The sequence below is a fragment of the Spirosoma koreense genome (assembly GCF_054777875.1).
The window spans coordinates 523,884-543,638 of record NZ_BAAHAC010000002.1; the positions used below are offsets into that span (position 1 = coordinate 523,884).

16 protein-coding genes are annotated in these 19,755 nt (G+C 51.6%); 11 read left to right on the forward strand and 5 right to left on the reverse strand.

Features of this window, described 5'->3' with window-relative positions:
• Nucleotides 1-3: 3 nt before the first annotated feature.
• The 3 genes from ACYVC2_RS02765 to ACYVC2_RS02775 are packed head-to-tail and all read left to right on the forward strand — an operon-like array spanning nucleotide 4 to nucleotide 2,965.
• A complete protein-coding gene (locus tag ACYVC2_RS02765) occupies nucleotides 4-1,107 on the forward strand; it encodes a FecCD family ABC transporter permease (RefSeq protein ID WP_461100749.1) in 1,104 nt (367 codons plus the stop codon).
• Between the two features lie 11 nt (nucleotides 1,108-1,118).
• A complete protein-coding gene (locus tag ACYVC2_RS02770) occupies nucleotides 1,119-1,940 on the forward strand; it encodes a heme ABC transporter ATP-binding protein (protein ID WP_461100750.1) in 822 nt (273 codons plus the stop codon).
• A complete protein-coding gene (locus ACYVC2_RS02775) occupies nucleotides 1,937-2,965 on the forward strand; it encodes a hemin-degrading factor (RefSeq protein ID WP_461100751.1) in 1,029 nt (342 codons plus the stop codon). The genes ACYVC2_RS02770 and ACYVC2_RS02775 overlap by 4 nt, the downstream gene beginning before the upstream one ends.
• Nucleotides 2,966-3,032: 67 nt before the next feature.
• On the opposite strand, the gene ACYVC2_RS02780 is transcribed toward ACYVC2_RS02775, so the two are convergent.
• The 3 genes from ACYVC2_RS02780 to ACYVC2_RS02790 are packed head-to-tail and all read right to left on the reverse strand — an operon-like array spanning nucleotide 3,033 to nucleotide 7,353.
• Nucleotides 3,033-3,755, reverse strand: a complete 723-nt coding sequence (locus ACYVC2_RS02780; protein ID WP_461100752.1) for an ABC transporter ATP-binding protein — start codon at nucleotides 3,753-3,755, stop codon at nucleotides 3,033-3,035.
• A gap of 12 nt (nucleotides 3,756-3,767) precedes the next feature.
• Entirely contained in the window at nucleotides 3,768-4,298 is a 531-nt protein-coding gene (locus tag ACYVC2_RS02785; RefSeq protein WP_461100753.1) for a hypothetical protein, read from the reverse strand.
• Nucleotides 4,299-4,332: 34 nt separating this feature from the next.
• Complete coding sequence (locus tag ACYVC2_RS02790; protein WP_461100754.1) at nucleotides 4,333-7,353, reverse strand: tetratricopeptide repeat protein; 3,021 nt, start codon at nucleotides 7,351-7,353, stop codon at nucleotides 4,333-4,335.
• A gap of 149 nt (nucleotides 7,354-7,502) precedes the next feature.
• On the opposite strand from ACYVC2_RS02790, the gene ACYVC2_RS02795 reads away from it, so the two are divergent.
• Complete coding sequence (locus ACYVC2_RS02795) at nucleotides 7,503-8,495, forward strand: aldo/keto reductase (RefSeq protein ID WP_461100755.1); 993 nt, start codon at nucleotides 7,503-7,505, stop codon at nucleotides 8,493-8,495.
• A gap of 69 nt (nucleotides 8,496-8,564) precedes the next feature.
• Here ACYVC2_RS02795 and malQ read toward each other — a convergent pair whose 3' ends face one another.
• Nucleotides 8,565-10,148, reverse strand: a complete 1,584-nt coding sequence (malQ, locus tag ACYVC2_RS02800) for a 4-alpha-glucanotransferase (protein ID WP_461100756.1) — start codon at nucleotides 10,146-10,148, stop codon at nucleotides 8,565-8,567.
• Between the two features lie 290 nt (nucleotides 10,149-10,438).
• Here malQ and atpD point away from each other — a divergent pair, with 290 nt between their 5' ends.
• From atpD to udk, 4 genes are all read left to right on the forward strand, one after another.
• Complete coding sequence (gene atpD / locus ACYVC2_RS02805) at nucleotides 10,439-11,965, forward strand: F0F1 ATP synthase subunit beta (RefSeq protein ID WP_461100757.1); 1,527 nt, start codon at nucleotides 10,439-10,441, stop codon at nucleotides 11,963-11,965.
• A gap of 116 nt (nucleotides 11,966-12,081) precedes the next feature.
• Complete coding sequence (locus ACYVC2_RS02810) at nucleotides 12,082-12,744, forward strand: hypothetical protein (protein WP_461100758.1); 663 nt, start codon at nucleotides 12,082-12,084, stop codon at nucleotides 12,742-12,744.
• 70 nt (nucleotides 12,745-12,814) lie between these two features.
• Nucleotides 12,815-13,060, forward strand: coding sequence for an ATP synthase F1 subunit epsilon (gene atpC, locus ACYVC2_RS02815; RefSeq protein WP_461100759.1), 246 nt, complete (start codon nucleotides 12,815-12,817; stop codon nucleotides 13,058-13,060).
• Between the two features lie 124 nt (nucleotides 13,061-13,184).
• Nucleotides 13,185-13,811, forward strand: coding sequence for a uridine kinase (gene udk, locus ACYVC2_RS02820; RefSeq protein WP_461100760.1), 627 nt, complete (start codon nucleotides 13,185-13,187; stop codon nucleotides 13,809-13,811).
• Nucleotides 13,812-13,815: 4 nt separating this feature from the next.
• Here udk and ACYVC2_RS02825 read toward each other — a convergent pair whose 3' ends face one another.
• Nucleotides 13,816-14,856, reverse strand: coding sequence for a 2Fe-2S iron-sulfur cluster-binding protein (locus tag ACYVC2_RS02825; protein WP_461100761.1), 1,041 nt, complete (start codon nucleotides 14,854-14,856; stop codon nucleotides 13,816-13,818).
• 182 nt (nucleotides 14,857-15,038) lie between these two features.
• On the opposite strand from ACYVC2_RS02825, the gene nadA reads away from it, so the two are divergent.
• From nadA to ACYVC2_RS02840, 3 genes are all read left to right on the forward strand, one after another.
• Nucleotides 15,039-16,028, forward strand: coding sequence for a quinolinate synthase NadA (gene nadA / locus ACYVC2_RS02830; RefSeq protein WP_461100762.1), 990 nt, complete (start codon nucleotides 15,039-15,041; stop codon nucleotides 16,026-16,028).
• A 547-nt stretch (nucleotides 16,029-16,575) separates the two neighbouring features.
• Nucleotides 16,576-18,171: an L-aspartate oxidase gene (gene nadB / locus ACYVC2_RS02835; protein ID WP_461100763.1), complete on the forward strand. Its 1,596-nt coding sequence runs from the start codon at nucleotides 16,576-16,578 to the stop codon at nucleotides 18,169-18,171.
• Between the two features lie 189 nt (nucleotides 18,172-18,360).
• Nucleotides 18,361-19,734, forward strand: a complete 1,374-nt coding sequence (locus ACYVC2_RS02840; RefSeq protein ID WP_461100764.1) for a glutamine synthetase family protein — start codon at nucleotides 18,361-18,363, stop codon at nucleotides 19,732-19,734.
• The last annotated feature ends 21 nt before the right edge of the window (nucleotides 19,735-19,755 follow it).

Consider the following 19,755-nt stretch of genomic DNA (forward strand, 5'->3'; position numbering starts at 1 on the left):
TCAATGGCTGCTACTGCCACCGTTAGCCCGCCGTCGATGACACATCCGGTTCAGCCCTCGGTTTTTAAACGAGAAATCAACCCATGGCTGATGCCTGTGTTGGTGATCGTATTACTGCTGACGATTGTCTTGTCGGTTGGTATCGGAGCCATGCGGATTTCGCCTTATGAAATTGGCCTGATCCTTAGCAAAGCATTCGGGCACACGGTCGACGTCGACAGCACGAAAGAGGCTATCTTACTCACAATCAGACTACCTCGGGTGTGTCTGGCTGTTCTGATCGGTGCTGGCCTGGCCATTTCCGGAGCCGCCATCCAGGGATTGTTCCGGAATCCGCTGGCCGATCCGGGCCTGATCGGTATTTCGTCGGGAGCGTCGCTGGCTGCCGTCCTGATGATTGTGCTGGAGGTGAAATTCTTCCAGACGCTCACCGGGCTAGTCGGCATGTATGCCCTGTCTATCGTGGCCTTTGCCGGAGCCTGCACGACCGCCTTTGTGGTCTACCGCATGTCGAGGCTGGGAGGTAAAGCGCTCATGACTACCATGCTCCTGACCGGTATCGCGATCAATGCGCTATCCGGGGCTCTAACGGGTATTATGACGTATCTGGCCACGGATGAGCAGCTTCGCAACATTACCTTCTGGAGCCTGGGAAGCTTGGGCGGTGCCAGCTGGACATCGGTTGTGGGTATTCTCCCGTTCACCGGTTGTGCGCTCGTGGGCATTCCCCGTTTAGCTAAGTCGCTGAATCTGCTGGCTCTGGGCGAAAGTCAGGCCAGTATGCTGGGGGTTAACCTGAAAAGCGTCAGACGGCATATAATTATTTTCTCGACGATGGCCGTCGGCACGTCTGTCGCCGTAGCCGGCATCATCGGGTTCGTCGGTCTGGTGGTTCCGCACTTGGTTCGCATGGGCGTAGGTTCCGATCACCGTCGTGTCCTGATCGGATCGGCTTTGGGCGGGTCGATAGTTCTGACGCTGGCCGACTCGCTGGCCCGAACCTTGGTCGCACCTGCCGAACTACCCATTGGTATTCTTACAGCTCTCATCGGTACGCCCGTTTTTTTATGGATCTTATTCCGGGAAAAAGGCCGGTCGGTAGCTTAATTCTTCAACTAATGTTAGACGTCAGAAACCTGTCTTATTGCATCCGTGGACGAACTCTGCTCGACGATGTGTCTTTTCGGGCAAAACCGGGCGAACTGCTGGCTATCGTTGGAGCGAACGGAGCCGGCAAATCGACGCTCCTGAAACTGTGCACCCGTGAGCTGAGCACCTCCGTAGGGAATATTTTGCTCCGGAACCAGGCTATTGATACCTACTCAGATAAAGATCTGGCGTTGTTCAGAGCCGTTTTACCGCAACAGAACGCGGTTGCCTTCCCGTTTCTGGTTAGTGAATTAGTGCTGATGGGCCGGTATCCACACTTCGATTTCCACCCGTCGGAATACGACTACCAGCTTGTGGAAATGGCCCTTAAAAAAGTAGGCATGTGGTCTTTTGCGTCACGCGTATTTACGACCCTGTCCGGGGGCGAGCAGCAGCGGGTGCAACTAGCCCGGGTGCTGGCGCAGATCTGGGATGTACCGCAGGGTCTTCTGTTCCTCGACGAACCTACCACCGGACTTGATCTGCTCCATCAGCACCAGATGCTGGAAATTGCGCGTGAGCTGACTCAGAAAGGCTTTTGCGCAGTCGTTATTTTACATGACCTGAACCTGGCCGCGCAGTATGCCGATCAGGTAATTATGCTTCGGGCGGGTCAGGTAGCCGCTATGGGGACGCCCCGGGATGTCATTACGGCCGAGAACATCCGGCGCGTCTTTAACCTGAACGTATGGCTCATCGAACACCCCGAAATAAGCTGCCCCCTGGTGGTTCCTCAGTATAATCAATCCGTCGACAATTACCCATCCAATCTAACTGTCAATATAAAATGACGACAACACAAAGCCTCAAGGAACGCTGGGCTGCGTTCAGAGAACAAAATCCAAAAACAAGAATCCGCGATGCCGCCAGCCAGTTGGGCGTGAGCGAAGCCGAACTACTGGCCACGCTGGTGGGCGAAACAGTGCAGCGACTGGAGGGCGATTTTCGGGACCTCCTAAAAGACGTATCGACGCTGGGCTATGTCATGGCGTTGACGCGCAACGATACCCTTGTTCATGAGCGCAAAGGGGTGTACGAAAACGTATCGTTTAAGGATCAGACGGGCTTAGTGCTGGGGCCCGATATCGATCTGCGCCTGTTTATGTCGCACTGGCATTTTGGGTTCGCCGTCGATGAGAATGGCCGGAGAAGCCTTCAGTTTTTTGATCTGGATGGCACCGCCGTACATAAAATTTACCTGACCGACAAATCTGATGAAGCGGCCTACGAAGCACTGGTTCAGAAATATCGGGCAGTTGATCAGCGTGCGCCCATCGTTACGATACCTTATCCGGAAAAAGCATCGGCGACAGGTAGCAATGACGATGTCGACGTACAGGCTTTTCAGCAGGAGTGGCTGGCCATGCAGGATACCCATGAATTCTTTGGCCTGCTGCGTAAGCATAAACTCGACCGGGAGCAGGGTATCCGCCTGGCGCCCGAAGGACATGCTCATTCGATTTCAGTCGATCAGTTGAAGAGGCTATTCGAAACCGTTTCTGAACGCGAACTGCCCATCATGATTTTTGCATCGAGTCCGGGCTGCATTCAGATTCATACCGGTCCGGTCAAAAAGCTCGTTGGTATGGGGGCTTGGTACAACGTCCTCGACCCAGAATTCAACATGCACCTGCGTGAGGATCACATCAACAGTGTCTGGGTCACGCGTAAGCCCACCAAAGATGGCATCGTTACCGGTCTGGACCTGTTCGATAAGCAAGGAAACAGCATTGCACTGATATTTGGAAAACGTAAGCCCGGTGTTCCGGAGATGCAGGAATGGCAGCGGATAGTCAACGATGTACTGGCTTCCTGACCCCTTAAATTACCAAAAGGCCGTTGCAGCACTGCAACGGCCTTTTGGTGTAAATATATCAGCCCGCTTACTCCAGCGACTGCATCAGGGCCTGCGCTTTCCGGATGTTTGTGTTCAGGCGATCGGTTTCAATCAGGCCGTCGCGTAGTCGAATGATCCGGTGAGCATATTCAGCAATATCTTCTTCGTGGGTTACCATAATAACCGTATTTCCTTTGCTATGTATCTGGTCGAAGAGGTCCATGATCTCGTAGGATGTCTTGGTATCGAGGTTACCGGTGGGTTCATCGGCCAGCAGAATACTCGGATCGTTTACCAGTGCTCGCGCAACAGCCACGCGTTGGCGCTGGCCACCCGATAGCTCATTGGGTCGGTGGCCTGCCCGGTTTTCCAGCCCAACGTTTTTAAGTGCCAGCATGGCTTTTTCAGTACGGTCGGCTTTATTATATCCCGCATAAATCAGAGGCAACGCAACATTTTCGAGCGACGTCTGGCGGGGCAACAGATTGAAGGTCTGAAATACGAACCCAATTTCTTTATTCCGAACTTCAGCCAGTTCGTTCTCACCCATCCGGCTCACGTCCTGTTCGTTGAGAATGTATTGCCCCGACGTCGGCGAATCCAGGCAACCGACGATGTTCATTAGAGTCGATTTGCCAGACCCCGACGGCCCCATAAACGCGACATATTCCCCTTTTTTAATGCTGATCGTAATGGATTTCAGGGCTTCGACCACCTCGGTTCCCATGACGTAACGCTTGGCGATATTGCGGGTTTCGATAATATTCATGTGCATTAGGGCTTAATGGGTAGCGACTCCGACAACGGCCAGTGAAGCGATTCGCCGACGGCGTTGAAAATAATTTCGGACGAACAGGCCCGCTAAAATAACCACTTCGATGCTGGGCGTCAGTTCGTTTTCATTGACCGTAATATCCCCGTGGTCTTCAAAAAATTGGCGTGTCAGATCGTAATTGATGGTTTCTTTTTCAGGCTCTCCATCGGTCGTCTCCCGAATCATATCCCACTCGCGCATCAGCACATTATGGCGTTTCCAAAGGAAACTTTCACCTGACGTCAGGGTTAGTTCAGCCCGCTTTCCGAACCGGAACTCAATCTGACCAATAATCCGATTATCGGCGTTCAGGTCATGAATGTTAACCGAATGAACTAAAAATCCCGTCACGTCGAAACGCAGGTGTGTACTGTTCAGGTAGGCTTCTACATCCCGGCCAAACGAGTGGCGTTGCATTCCGCCAACAATCTGACCATCCTGCCTGATTTTCAGCTCACGGTGAAATGCTTCTTTTACCCAGTTTAATTTCTGGCTCATACGACGGCCGAGTACGTTAACAAGCAAAGCTAGTTTATTGCAGGAATTTTTGGCGGCTGTTTTCGATCGACGCCAGTTTTGCCTGATAAGTTACGACAAATGCCTGATAATCGGTAGGTGTCGCTGCGGCCCGTAACTTTTCCAGGCCGCTTTGGGCGTAGTCGAACAAACTAAGTTCCAGACACAGGCTAATGTAGGTCTCAAGCAATTCTGGGTTATCCTCGTTATACGATAGGGCCGTCAGAACCAGATCGTAAGCCGGCCGGGTGCGTTTCTGCTGCTGTTCGAGCTGGGCGGCTGCCGATACGATCCGGGCATTCAACGGAGCCCACTGCAGCGCTTGTCGATAAGCCCGCTGCGCCTGTGCCAGGTGCCGCGTACGTTCGTATGTCTGACCCAGCCAGTAGTCCCGTTCGGCGTAATAGCTGGGCAGAACAAATTTCCGGGCCATCGTTTCCGCCGAGCCAGTACTTCGGCGGAAAGCCGAGAGCCGGATAGCCGCAACCGTTCGCAACGAAGTAGCCACGGGATTGACCTGGGCAGAATCCGGAAGACCCGCCAACACCAGTTGGGCGTTTCGCCATTGTAGCTGATCCAGAAAATCATTCGTCAATGCCACTCCTGCAACGGTTTTCAGACTCGGTTCCTGAATCGTTTCCCAGTAAGCCCCTCGATTCGGATCGTCGATCCGGTAGGTGGTATAAAAAGCTTTCTCCAGGTCATTCTGGGGTTTCCGTTCCTGATAAAGCACTTCTTTCAGCCCCCTGACAGCCGGATCGTTTCTGCCAGCCACTTCCCATAACGACTGCGCCAGTACCAGATCGCTTGCTTTGGTAAAGGCCATTGCCCGGTAGTAAATCGATGTGGTGTCCGAATTATACCCGAACGTGTCGGCGGCTCGCCGGTACAAGCCCTGCTCCAATAACCACAAGCCAGCTATGGACCGATAAGCTGATCCATTTTGCTGATCGCCTTCGGCTAACTGGCTCATCAGATCGAGCGCGGCCGTGTGATGATGCCGGCTGTACTCAGCAAGGGCCCGAGCCACTAACAGATCGTCCGTAAAATCCTGGTTGACCGGATCGACCGACAAGCGGTTGAGGACGCCGGTCAGCGATGAATCGGCCCGATGATTGGCCAGGCTATAATTGTACAGGCTCGCAAACCGGCCAACACTCAAGCCCTGGTTAGCCGACTCACCGGCTAACCAGGTAGGTTTAGCGGGTTGGGTGGTGTCCTGGCTTTGTACCAGTCGAAGCACCAGCGCGTTTGCCTGATAGGATTCATACGAAGATTCCGCGACGCTTTTTGCCAATGTCGAATCAGCCAGAAGAACGGCTGGATGCCGGGCATAAAACGCCAGTAGGTTCGATTCCGGCACCTCCGTCTGCCCGGCGTTACTGGCGGCCGATTTGAGGTAATAATAAGCCGAATCGGCTACGCTCGTACGAGCGTATAGATAGCCCAGATTATTCTGCAACTCGCCACTTTCTGGAAATGCCCGGATGCCTCGTTGCAGTGCTTTGACCGCTTCGAAGAACAGGTTTGTCTGGAGATACGTCTGACTCAGACCTGCATAGTCCTGCGGGTGGGGCTGCTTCAGTAGCGCCTGTTGAAAATAAAAAGCGGCTGCGGTCTGGTTACTCTGCAACAGCGCCAGCGAAGCCAGTGCATAATTGGACTTGTGGTTCTGGAACTCCTGCTCCAACGCCAACTGATAGAAGGCTGTAGCGGAGGCCGATTCATTGCTGACGGTATAGTAGTCGCCCAGTCCGTTGTAGTAACCGGCTACCCCCTGCCGAACGGTAATCAGCCCACCAGAAGCCAGCAGTACGATCACTCCAACTACGCCGACAATCCGGAACAGGCTTAGCTCAAGCCGCTTCGGTTTGTAGAGAATTCGGTAAACCGGCAAATTCTGTTTATAAATCGGCCAGAAGTTGATCAGCACGTAAGCGCCGAAAACCACGCCCATTGCCAGGTGTGTATACACAATTACATCCTCGAACAACTCGACCAGCGGGTCGTTGGCGGTGGCAAATGTGTAGGCAATGGTCAGGGTAGTCAGCAGCGCCAGTCCAGCGTACAGATAGGCCCCGGAATCGCGGAAAGAAATGGCCTCCTGCTGGTCGAGGAGTCGCCGAAACCCCCATACCCCAAGGATTACCGAGATCAGATACAGCAAAAACGGGCTAATGGCCAGTACATCCCAGTCGATCGATTTCGTATTTTTCAGCCAGATCAGCGTGAGATTGACCAGATACAACAAGCTGACGAACAGAAAGTTATTGATCCCCAGGGTTCTCCGCTGGCTTTGCTGAGCGGCACTCTCCTCCGACCGACCTACCGACGTAAGCCAGACCAGACCCGCCATGATTTCGGCAGCGATAAAAAAGATAAACCCTACGCTGAAAACCAGTAAGACCGGCATGCCATAACTGACAATCGCCAGCGCGGGTAACTTAACCGGCGATAAGGCTCCAAGACCGACGACAACCAACAGGGTCAGTAAGCTAAAAGCGCCTAAGCGAATCCCAATGGGAATCTCGGATCGAAAAGCATGGAAATAATAACTCAGTGAGCCAAACAAAAAAGCCAGCAGAAGAAACACATAATTGCTGCCCAGACCCGGTATTTCAAGCATTTCCCACCGAAAAAAAGCCATTCCCAGAATCAGAATCGCCATGCTGATTAAATAGCGCAGCCGCTCAAACCGGGTAATAGCGCTCAACAACAGCACAAAAGCAACGCCTATTCCGGTTAGAAGAGCCGTTGCTACACCGGGCCGTATCTGCATAGCCCCCGCCACAAACTGCTCGGAAACGGCATAGGCTTTTCCATTTACGGCATAATCCAGCAACCCATCCGAGAAGGTGTGGAACGTAACGGGCAGTTCATTTAGCTCACTTAATACATCCCAGTGAACAACATTACTGAGGCCACGAGCCCAGGCAACAAGGAACACTAGTATACTGATAATGAAACAGCTAAGGCTGGCTAAATACGTAAGCCGATACGTGCGGCCCCAGTCCTTCCAGAAAAATAAAGATGACATGAAACAGAAACGTACTCCGCAGTTTAGTTAGTGTCTTAGGTTCTCACCGCCACGATTGGCGGCCAAAATTGGGCAGATCGTCTTACATCTCAACGAACAAACGGCCTCAATTTCTTTTTTACTGAGAAATTTACTTTTTCTGAAAACACATGGACTATAGACAACTGGGTGAGTCTACACTGCAACTCTCGGCGATTACGTTTGGTGCCTGGGCGGCCGGGGGCTGGATGTGGGGCGGCACCGAGCGTACCGATGCGGTTCAGGCCATCAAAGCCGCTTATGATTTAGGGGTTACGTCCATCGATACGGCCCCTGTTTACGGCCAGGGCACCAGCGAAGAAATTGTTGGTGAAGCCATCAAAGATCTACCCCGCGATAAGGTACAGATCCTAACAAAATACGGTATGCGCTGGGATCTGGCCCGGGGCGATTTCGGTTTCAAAAGTCAGGACAATGCCGGCAACCCGATCGATATTTACAAATACGCGGGTAAAGAAAGCATCATAAAAGAATGCGAAGACAGTCTGAAGCGGCTGGGAACCGATTATATCGATTTATACCAGATGCACTGGCCCAACACAGCCACGCCCATTGAAGAGAGTATGGAGGCCGTGCTTCGGCTGATCGAGCAGGGAAAAGTACGTCAGGCGGGTGTCAGTAACTATACTGTCGAGCAGATGAAGCAGGCCGAAACGGTTCTGTCGCTGGCTTCTAATCAGGTGCCATTCAGCATGCTCAACCAGCAGATCAAGGACACGCTGGTGCCATATTGCCTGGAACATAAGAAGGGTATTTTAGCCTACAGCCCGATGGAACGAGGACTGCTTACGGGCAAGATCAGGCCCGATCATCAGTTTGCCGAAGGCGATCATCGGGCGGGTTATCGTTTTTTCAAACGGGAAAATATCATTGAGGCCGATAAGCTGCTGGAAACATTAAAACCACTGGCCGATGCTAAAAAAGCAAGCCTGAGCCAGCTCGTTATCCGGTGGACGATCGAACAGCCTGGCATCACAGCGGCTTTAGTCGGTGCCCGCAACGCCGAACAGGCTATTCAAAATGCCAAAGCCATTGACGTTTCCCTTGCTTCGGATGAACTGGCTTTCATCGACGAACAACTTCAGCAACTGACATTGGTTTGATACCTGCTTCGGGTATTCCGGAATTTATTCCGCTTACTGGCTACAAAGCGGAATAAATTCCGGAATACCTTAGCCCCGGCCGGTCATTCGGGTAAGCTTCAGTAATTTAACAGCTACGTCGCGAGTCAATTGGCCGGGGCGTAAGCGCCACTGCCAGCTCCGGCCACCCGCGCCGGGTGTGTTCATCCGGTTAGTTTCGTCGAGATTCAGAATATCCTGCACGGGTAGAATAGCCAGACGACATACCGACTGCATCGTGATTCGGCAGATCTGATCGACCACGTTTTTGTCAGTGATTTTTATGCCAAAATACTCATTCATGCGTTTTCGGTGCCCCTCGTCTGATTCGCGGAACCAGCCAAGCGTGGTGTCGTTGTCGTGTGTACCGGAGTACACCACAAAATTTTCGGCATGATTATGCACGGCGTACGTCGATGTAGCCATATCAGGCCCAAACCCAAACTGGACAACGCGCATGCCCGGCAACCCATAATGCCGCAGGAAAGGCTGAATCTCAGCCGCTTTCGCCCCTAAGTCTTCGGCAATGACTGGCAACTGCACGAATTGGCGGTGCATGGCGTGCATAAAAGCCTCAATAGGTGCTTTTACCCACTCACCTACGCGAGCCGTCGGCTCACTCGCCGGAATCTCCCAGTAGACGGCGAAACCCAGAAAATGGTCCAGGCGGGTCAGGCTGTACAGAGACATCTGATGCCGTAGCCGGTGCATCCACCAGGCAAATCCGGTTCGTTCGTGTTCCTCCCAGTCGTAAATCGGATTACCCCAGCGCTGACCATACTCGCTGAAGTAATCGGGGGGTGCGCCCGCTACAAACAGAGGCTGAAAGTTGGCGTCCAGCTTAAACAAAGTCGGATTGGCCCAGACGTCGGCGCTATTGAACTGCACGTAAATGGGAATATCGCCGATCAGGTGAATTTTTTTACTAAAGCAATAAGCCGTCAGTGCGTTCCATTGTCGCAGAAAGAAATACTGCAAAACCTTAACGGTCTCGATCCGGTCGTGATGCAATTCGAGCTGCCTGGCTATGGCAGCCGGTTCGCGCCGAACGAGTTCGGCTGGCCAGCGAATCCAGTTGGGCTCACCGGTATCTTCCTGCAGAGCCGTAAAAAGGGCGTAGTCGTTTAGCCAGCCGGCCTGCCAGCTACAGAACCGATCATAGTCGCTACGCTGAGCAGGCGTCGACTCCCGCAAAAACGTTTCGGCCGCTTTCTGAAGCAGGGGTCGTTTTTTCATCCAGACGGCATGCATGGCGTTCGGGGCCTGGACAAGTGGGCCTGCCGCTATAGCTGGTGTCGTTTCCTCCAGACTACCGGCAGGTTCCGAGGGTTCCCCAACTGGGGCGGGCTGTTCGCTCAACTCTGTCAGATCATCAGCATGGAGTAGATTTTCGTCAACGAGTTTTTCCAGACTGATCATCAGGATATTTCCGGCGAAGGCCGACGGACTACTGTAGGGCGAAAAACCCGCTCCCGGATCGACCGGCGTCAGCGGCAAAATTTGCCAGTAAGTCTGACCGGAAGCTTGCAGAAAGTCGGCAAATCGGTAAGCTTCCGGACCCAGGTCGCCTATGCCGTGTGCAGAAGGCAGAGAAGTGATATGAAGTAATAAACCACTTGAACGTTGTTGCAGCATGTAGTGAAGTCGGTAGTTGATGGTGGCAGGCAACGAGTCGATAGGCGTCTGTCAACTGGCAAGGCTTATCAGGCACAACCCTTGGCAGACAACGATCAACTACTTTTTGTACAAATCTGCGCCAGCCCGCTTTTGTTTTCTTTTTTCTGTAAAAACCTAACTGCCAAACCTATTCCGTACGCCATCAACCCGAAAATGGGTAACTTGTCCCTTGACCTTACGCGGTTTTTCTCCTACTTTTGCAGTCCCAAACAATGGGCAACTTTTCAATAAAGCAATACCACATACAAATGAGTAACGCAACGGCAGTCAATACGGGTAAGATTACGCAAATAATCGGGCCGGTCGTGGACGTGAGTTTCGAGGGTGAAGGCACACGAATTCCCGCCATTCTGGACGCGCTTAAAGTGACCAAAGGCAATGGTCAGGAAGTAATTCTGGAAGTTCAGCAACACCTCGGCGAAGACCGTGTCCGGGCTATCGCTATGGACTCAACCGACGGGCTATACCGTGGGCTGGACGTCATTGATCTGGGTACTCAGATCATGATGCCAGCGGGTGAAGGCATTCGGGGCCGTTTGTTCAACGTAGTTGGCCAAGCTATCGACGGAATTCCTCAACCACAATCGGTGGGTGCTGGTCTGCCGATTCACCGCGCTGCTCCTAAATTTGAAGATCTGGCCACCTCGACCGAAGTGCTGTTTACGGGTATCAAAGTAATCGACCTGCTCGAACCATACGCCAAAGGTGGTAAAATCGGTCTTTTCGGTGGTGCAGGGGTGGGTAAAACCGTACTCATTCAGGAACTGATCAACAACATTGCAAAAGCTTATTCGGGTCTGTCGGTATTCGCCGGTGTGGGTGAACGTACCCGTGAAGGAAATGACCTGCTGCGCGAAATGATCGAAGCCGGTATCATTAAATATGGCGAAGGCTTCAAGCATTCGATGGAAGAAGGTGGCTGGGATCTGACCAAAGTAGATGCCGAGGAACTGACCAAGAGCCAGGCAACTTTCGTATTCGGTCAGATGAACGAACCGCCGGGAGCCCGCGCTCGGGTAGCTCTGTCGGGTCTGACGATTGCCGAACACTTCCGGGATGGCGACGGGCAAGGTGCCGGTCGTGACATTCTGTTCTTCGTCGATAACATTTTCCGTTTCACGCAGGCGGGTTCGGAGGTATCGGCTCTGCTGGGCCGGATGCCATCGGCCGTAGGATACCAACCTACCCTGGCGACTGAAATGGGGGTCATGCAGGAGCGGATTACGTCGACCAAGCGGGGTTCGATTACGTCGGTACAGGCCGTGTATGTACCTGCCGATGACTTGACTGACCCGGCGCCGGCTACTACATTTGCTCACCTGGATGCTACCACCGTATTGAGCCGGAAAATCTCCGAGCTGGGAATCTACCCTGCCGTTGATCCGCTCGACTCCACTTCCCGGATTCTGACCGCCGAAATTCTCGGCGACGAGCATTACAACACCGCTCAGCGCGTAAAAGAAATTCTGCAGCGCTATAAAGAACTGCAGGATATTATTGCGATTCTGGGTCTGGAAGAATTATCGGAAGAAGACAAACTGATCGTAAGCCGGGCCCGTCGGGTGCAACGCTTCCTGTCGCAGCCGTTCTTCGTAGCCGAGCAGTTTACGGGTCTGAAAGGCGTACTGGTTCCTATCGAAGATACGATCAAAGGGTTCAACCAGATCATCGACGGTAAATACGACCACCTGCCCGAAGCCGCGTTCAACCTCGTCGGTACGATTGAAGACGCAGTGGCTAAAGGCGAGCGGATGTTGAAAGAAGCTGGCCAGTAGTAGTTCTTATTCAGATTACGGCTACAAAATTTAATTTTTTGTTAACCGTATTTGAGGATTACCTATTTGCCTGACTTAAGTCTAATAGTTTGCAAACAAAAAACGCACGTAGTTTTATGAAAACGATTCGATTTAAGTCAGGCACGCTACTTTTACCATTTAGCCTTTTCATCACGACAATCACCACGGCCCAGCCGGTATCACCTCTATTTCAGAGTGTTGCGGTAGTAGGATCGGTGGATGTCGCCATGGTTGCTCCATCCCAGAATGATTCGGCCAGCTCACATTTAGATGCGGCTGTAGCTGCGCTTGGCAAAGGCGATAAAAGTACGACTACGCAGGAACTTAAAGCTGGCATAGCCGGTCTGGAAGCGCAGGCTCAACAAAAGCCCACTTCGTTCAAAGACAAGTTGTTGTCTCAGGCCAGCAAGCTGAAGGCCTTGCTTCCGCTGATTCCGACAGGCGCATTAGGCAATGGTGTTTTAGGTAAAGCAGTTAGCCTGGCTAAACTAGCCTCCGGTGGCAATCAGTTGGAAGGCATTCTGGCCGCCGGATCGCTACTGGGAAAAGGCAGTCAGTTAACCAGCGGTCTGAGCGGCATCAGCAGTGCATTATCGTCACTGGGTGGCAGCACACAGTCTTCAGGTCAGTCGCTTATTTCGACGGCCTTATCTACGGTGGGCAAACTCGATCAGGGCGGCCTGGTGGCTAAAACCGCCGAGCCAGCGGCTAAGACTCAGATAAACAGCATACTTAACTTAGTAAAAGGAGCTTTATAAATGAATGTATAATGTACAATGGATACTACTCCGTTGCCCACTCATTATACATTACACATTGTACATTATCATGACAGTAGATATCATCACTCCCGACCGCAAGGTGTTTTCTGGCGAAGCCACAGCTGTAACGTTTCCGGGCAGCGAAGGTCAGTTTCAGGTTTTAAATAATCATGCCCCATTGGTTAGTACATTAGACAGCGGACCGATTATTGTGCAGACGACTTCGGGTCAACAGACATTTACGGTCGACGGGGGGGTAGTAGAGGTACTTCAGAATAAAGTGCTGGTACTCGCCGAAGCAATTGTTGCCTAAACAGTACGCAGTTTAGCAAGGCAAAAAGCGGTCTACTCATCAGCGGGTATACCGCTTTTTTATTGTTCGGTCAGCACTGACAAGCCTCGCTTCTTTTACGATTTCTTTGCTTTTTTGCTTCATCATGACGCTAAAACAGAAACCCTTTATAGTAGGTATTACCGGTGGGAGCGCATCGGGAAAAACCTCCTTCCTGAAAGACGTTCTCGATGCATTTACGGAAGAACAGATTTGTCTGATTTCGCAGGATAATTATTACCGAACTCTCGATCATATTCCTATCGATCAGAACGGCGTTTACAACTTCGACCTGCCGGGCACAATCAACCATGAGTTATTTGCCGAGCACCTGAGTCAATTACACGCGGGTCAGACCGTCGAAACGCCGGAATACACATTCAACAATCCAAATGCGATTCCCCGAACGCTCATCTACCGGCCTACACCCCTCATCATTGTAGAAGGGTTATTCGTTTTCCATTTTCCGGACGTAGGCAGCCAGCTGGACCTGAAAGTGTACATCACAGCGAAAAACAGGATCAAGTTGGATCGGCGCATGGTACGGGATCAGGCCGAACGGGGCCTTACGGAAGAAATGATCAATTACCAGTGGAAACACCACGTTCGCCCAGCTTATCGTGAGTTTGTAAAACCACACAAAGACGAAGCCGATATCGTTATTCCAAACAATCACCACTATAAGAAGGGTCTGGATGTGCTAGTTGCTTTTTTACGGACAAAAGTGCAGTAGGGCTTTATAGCTCAATCAGCACGTTATCGCTTTCGGGATAACCGGTGCAGGTGAGCACCCAGCCATCGGTAAGATCATGGTCGGTCAACACATCGTTGATCGTCATGTGAACGCGACCCGAACGACAACGGGCCGCACAGGTCGAACACCGACCACCCCGACAACTATAAGGTAAGAACAGACCTTCGTCCAGCGCGGCCTGCAGAATCGACTTGTAGGCAGGCACCTGTATTTCGACCTCACGACCGCGGAATCGGATCAGTACGGTCCGGTCCTGGGCTAAAAGCGGAGGTGGTGTAAGCGTTACGGGTTCTACAACAAAATTTTCCCGACGGATCTGATTTGGCCGAAACCCGCTGAAGATGAGTGTGAACTGAATCATTCGCATGTAATCGCCAGGCCCGCAGATGTAAAAGCGCAGGGCTTCTCGGTTCGCGGTTCTGATGAGATCGGGAAGTAGCCGTTCGAGCATTACGTTGTTTAACCTCCCACGCAGACCAGCCCAATCGTCAGATGGGTTGCTTAACAAATAGAGCAGCCGAAATCGGTCTGGGTATTGTCGCTGCAGTTCATCGAGTTCATTCCGAAAAATAATGGTCCGCTCGTTCTGGTTGCTGTACAACAGCGTCAGTCGTTGGGGCGATTCACTAACTAAAGCCTGTTTGATCAGGGCCAGCAAAGGCGTTATACCACTACCTGCCCCCAGCAGAATCAGGTCACCGGATTGGCTTTCATCCAATACGAACCGGCCCGCCGGATGCAGGCTTGTGATTACATCGCCAACGTGCAGGGTATCATGCAGGTAGCGTGAGATTTCCCCATTCTGTACCCGCTTAATCGTCAGCCGCAACGATTCGCCGGGAACCGAGCTGAGCGAATAGGACCGTCGGACTTCATGCCCGTGGTGCCTAATGAGCAACGTTAGAAACTGGCCCGCCAGGTAGGCAACAGGTTCGCCCGTCAGTGTTTCAAGATAGTAACTGCGGGTCTCCGGGTTTTCAGGCACAATGCGAACGATGCGTAACGTCAAAAAATCGTCAGTCATGAATCCGATGGGTTTCCGTCAAAACTAATCAAATTGCCGTGGTTGTTTGAAAGCCCGAAACGATTCCTGAAATTCGTCCCGCCGGTCAACAAACCTGACTATTCGTCTTTATTGGCTTAGAAGTAGTTGTGACATTTTTTTCACTTCATCGTTTATACAAATAAACAGTACGTATATAATCAATGGAAGCGATCCTGGAAGAAGTGCAGCGGGTAGGTTACGTAAACAAGCCCGTTGCCGAGAACATAGATTTAGTGGCCGAAATCAACCGGCTCAAAAAAGAAAAAAATGCCGTCATTCTTGCGCACTATTACGTAGATGGAGCCATTCAGGATCTGGCCGATTACATTGGTGACAGCCTCGGCTTAAGTCAGCAGGCGGCTGCCACACCCGCCGATATGATCGTGTTTTGCGGAGTGCATTTTATGGGTGAAACGGCGAAGGTATTATCGCCCCAGAAAAAGGTTGTCATTCCAGATCTTAACGCAGGCTGTTCGCTCGCCGACTCAGCTCCGGCTGACAAATTTGCGGCCTTCAAAGCGCAGTATCCGGATCATATCGTTCTGTCGTATATCAACTGTTCGGCCGAAATCAAGGCCTTGTCAGACATTATCGTTACGTCGTCGAACGCGCTAAAAATTGTTGAAAGCCTGCCGAAAGATCAAAAAATCATTTTCGCTCCGGATGCCAACCTTGGTCGTTTCGTTTCCAGAAAGACCGGCCGCGACATGGTGCTGTGGGACGGGGCCTGCATCGTTCACATCGACATTTCACTCGAAAAGCTCCATAAGCTCCGCATCGAATACCCCGAAGCTAAATTCATTGCGCACCCCGAATGCCAGGAACACATTTTAAATGAGGCCGATTACGTCGGCTCTACAACGGCATTGCTGAAATACGTAGTGGATAGCCCTGAGCAAACGTTCATTGTGGGTACTGAAGCGGGTATTTTGCACAAGATGCGCCAGGCTGTGCCCCACAAGAAGATCATTCCAGCCCCCGCTAGTCAGAACAATACCTGCGCCTGTTCGGAGTGTCCGTACATGAAGATGAACACGCTCGAAAAAGTGTACAATTGCATGCTCTACGAACAACCGGAAATCATCGTGCCGGAAGATGTACGGCTGAAAGCGTACGAATCGGTAGCAAGAATGCTGGAGTTGAGTAAGTAGAATTAAGAAGATCAGTTCTATGCAGAATGTGATCATACGACCTCGTAATCAGGAGGAACTTCAGTTGGTTACGCAGCTAATGAAGCGAATGAATATAAAAGCGGAAGTAATAGAAGCGCCAGATGGGACATCTAAAGCTAAGCGTAAGCAGCACCTGCTTTGCGTGAAGGAACCAAATTGAAATCAGCCCGCGAATTACTTAATGAGCTTTAATGTAGAAATAGCCACGACTGCAGCCATAGACGTTAAATATTTAAGTAAAAGATACCCTTCTTTAAGAAAGACTTTGGTGAGCTGTTGTCCATGCTGGAAGATAATTCGACACAGGGTGAACCCCTTGCAAAGATTGTTTTAAGTTAAGATTGGCTATTAGTTTGAAACAAAAAGGAAAAAGTGGAGGAGCCCGGGTAATGACCTGCGTTAAAATTATTGATGAGCGTGTGATTATTCTATCTGTTTATGACAAAAGTGACGCAGATATAATAACCCGTAAAGAACTAGAACAACGGCTCCAGAAGGCCGGATTGCTTTAACCAATTTGATTATAATGCCCCATCAATTTGATTTTCTGGTTATTGGCTCCGGTATCGCCGGCCTAAGTTATGCCACTAAGCTGGCTATGCACTTTGAAAAGCTGGAGAAACCGGTTCGCATCGGTGTGATTACCAAAGTTCAGGCCGACGAAACCAATACCAAGTACGCTCAGGGCGGAATTGCCGCCGTCTGGTCAGAAGATGACTCCTTCGAAAAACACATTGAAGACACCATGGTGGCGGGCGATTTTCTGAGCGATCGGCATATCGTCGAAATTGTGGTGCGCGAAGCCCCCATTCGGATTCAGGAGCTGATCGATTACGGCACACGCTTCGATAAAGAACATGACGGTGCTGATTACGACCTGGCCAAGGAAGGCGGCCATTCGGATTTTCGCATTCTGCATTTCAAAGATATTACCGGTGCCGAAATCGAGCGGGCGCTGCTCGAAAAAGCGGCCTCGCTCAAATCCATCGAAATCTTCACGCATTTCTACGCCGTCGAACTGATTACGCGCCATCAGCTCGGCGAAACAGTGCATCGATACGATATCGATAATAAATGCTTTGGTGCATATGTGCTTAATACCCAAACCGGCAAGGTCGAACAGTTTCTGGCCCGCACTACCCTGCTCGCCACGGGCGGTATCGGCAATATTTACCAAAGCACAACCAACCCCAACATTGCCACCGGCGATGGCATTGCCATGGCCTATCGCGCTAAGGGCATCGGTAAGGATATGGAATTTATTCAGTTCCACCCAACGGCGCTTTACGAACCGGGTAAGAAACCCAATTTTCTAATTTCTGAAGCTGTACGCGGCTTTGGTGGGGTGCTACGCAACAAAAAAGGGGAAACGTTCATGGAGCAGTATGACCCCCGCCTGTCGTTGGCTCCGCGCGACATTGTGGCCCGCGCCATCGACTCGGAAATGAAAAAATCGGGCGATCCGCATGTCTATCTGGATGTGACGCACTGCGACTACGAGAAGTTTGTTGAGCATTTTCCAACCATTACGGCCTATTGCCACGATCATTTGGGCCTGGATTTACGGAAAGACTACATTCCGGTTGTGCCGGCACAGCATTACCTCTGTGGAGGTATTCGCGTTAATGAATGGGGCCAGACCAATATTCAGTTTCTGTACGCTGTGGGTGAATGTTCCTGCACGGGCCTGCACGGCGCCAACCGGCTGGCTTCCAACTCCTTGCTGGAAGCTGTCGTGTTCGGTCATCGGGCATACCAAAAAACCGTGGAATTACTTCAACAGGCCATTTTACCGGCTGACATCCCGGAGTGGAACGATGCAGGCACTACGCATCCGGAAGAACTGGTGCTGGTAACTGAAATGAAGAAAGAGCTCGAATCGATTATGTCGAACTACGTCGGTATTGTTCGGACAAACCGGCGGCTGAAACGAGCCATGGACCGGCTTGAGCTGATTTATCTGGAGCACGAAGAACTATATCGTCAGTCGAAGGTCTCGGTGCCCATTTGCGAACTGCGGAACATGATCGAGGTGGCTTACCTGGTAATCAAAATGGCGATGGCCCGACGTGAAAACCGCGGGCTGCATTTCAATCTGGATAACGTGAAACACGGTGTATAGACCTGAATGCTATAATACCGCTTACCGGCTCAGCATGAAACCCTGCGAAAACGTGCATAATTATCCACTGAGTAGATTTTATGCCGCTCTGGACGATCAAATAAAAATCCGTAGCTTTCCCGCGCCTATCTTCGCTCAACGTGTCTGTCTTTAGCCACTGGTCGCGGTTTTGCAGATAGGCCTTATGCTATGAATCAACAGGATGTTATTGACTTCATCAACCAAAGTGACAGTCCGAAAATTAAATACGCGTTTACGGATATCGATGGCATTCTACGCGGCAAAATTATTCATCGACAAAAGTTTCTGGATGGGCTGACAGACGGGTTCGGCTTCTGCGATGTGGTCTGGGGCTGGGATTCTGCCGATACTCCTTACGATAATGGTCGCACGACGGGCTGGCATTCGGGCTACCCCGACGCGCCCGTCCGAATCGATGTGTCGACTTTTCGGCAACTACCCTGGGAAGATAATATTCCGTTTTTTCTGGCCGACTTTTCACCGCGCCCAGACAGCCCGCCAACGCCTTATTCGGTAGCCGCCTGCCCACGGAGTTTGTTGAAGCGAATTGCCAGCCAGTGCCAACAAATGGGCTTCCACCCCGAATTTGCTCAGGAATTCGAGTGGTTCAATTTTCGGGAAACTCCGCAGACACTCCAGCAGAAAAGCTTTCAGCAACTGGAACCGCTCACTCCGGGCATGTTCGGTTACTCGATTCTGCGCCCATCACTCGAAAGCGCCTTTTATCATGATCTGTTCGATCTGCTGGCGCAATTCGACATTCCGCTCGAAGGACTGCACACCGAAACCGGACCGGGTGTTTACGAGGCTGCCATTATGCACGACGAGGTGATTCGGGCCGCCGATAAAGCAACGCTGTTCAAGACTGCGGTGAAAGAGATTGCCTACCGGCACGGGGTGATCGCTACGTTCATGGCCAAATGGAATGCGGATCTACCGGGCTGCAGTGGCCATATTCACCAGAGTCTATGGAATCCGGAACAAACCCGAAACCTGTTCTACGATACCACTAAGCCAGATCGTATGTCAGAACTGATGCGGCAATACATTGCCGGCCAACTGTTTTGTCTGCCACACATTACACCCATGTTCGCTCCGACGATCAACAGCTACAAGCGACTGGTCGAGGGCGCCTGGGCGCCGACCACCCTAACCTGGTCAGTAGATAATCGGACAACCGCACTTCGCGTATTGAACCACAGGGAGGCTTACACCCGTGTCGAGCATCGGGTATCGGGGGCCGATACCAATCCGTACCTGGCGATTGCGGCTGCACTGGCTTCGGGCTTGTATGGCATTCGCCACCGACTTACGCTTGATACTGCCGCTTCGGTTGGAAATGGGTATGCCGATAAGCAGCATGGTACTTTGCCTTCGAATCTCGACGAAGCTACGCGGGTCATGACTCATTCGCCAATCGCGGCCGAACTGTTTGGCGCTGAATTTGTTGACCACTTTACCCGCACGCGCGACTGGGAATGGCGGCAGTATATTCGACAGGTCAGCGACTGGGAGTTGAAACGTTATTTTGAAATTATTTAATCTGTAGAGACTAGTCCACCG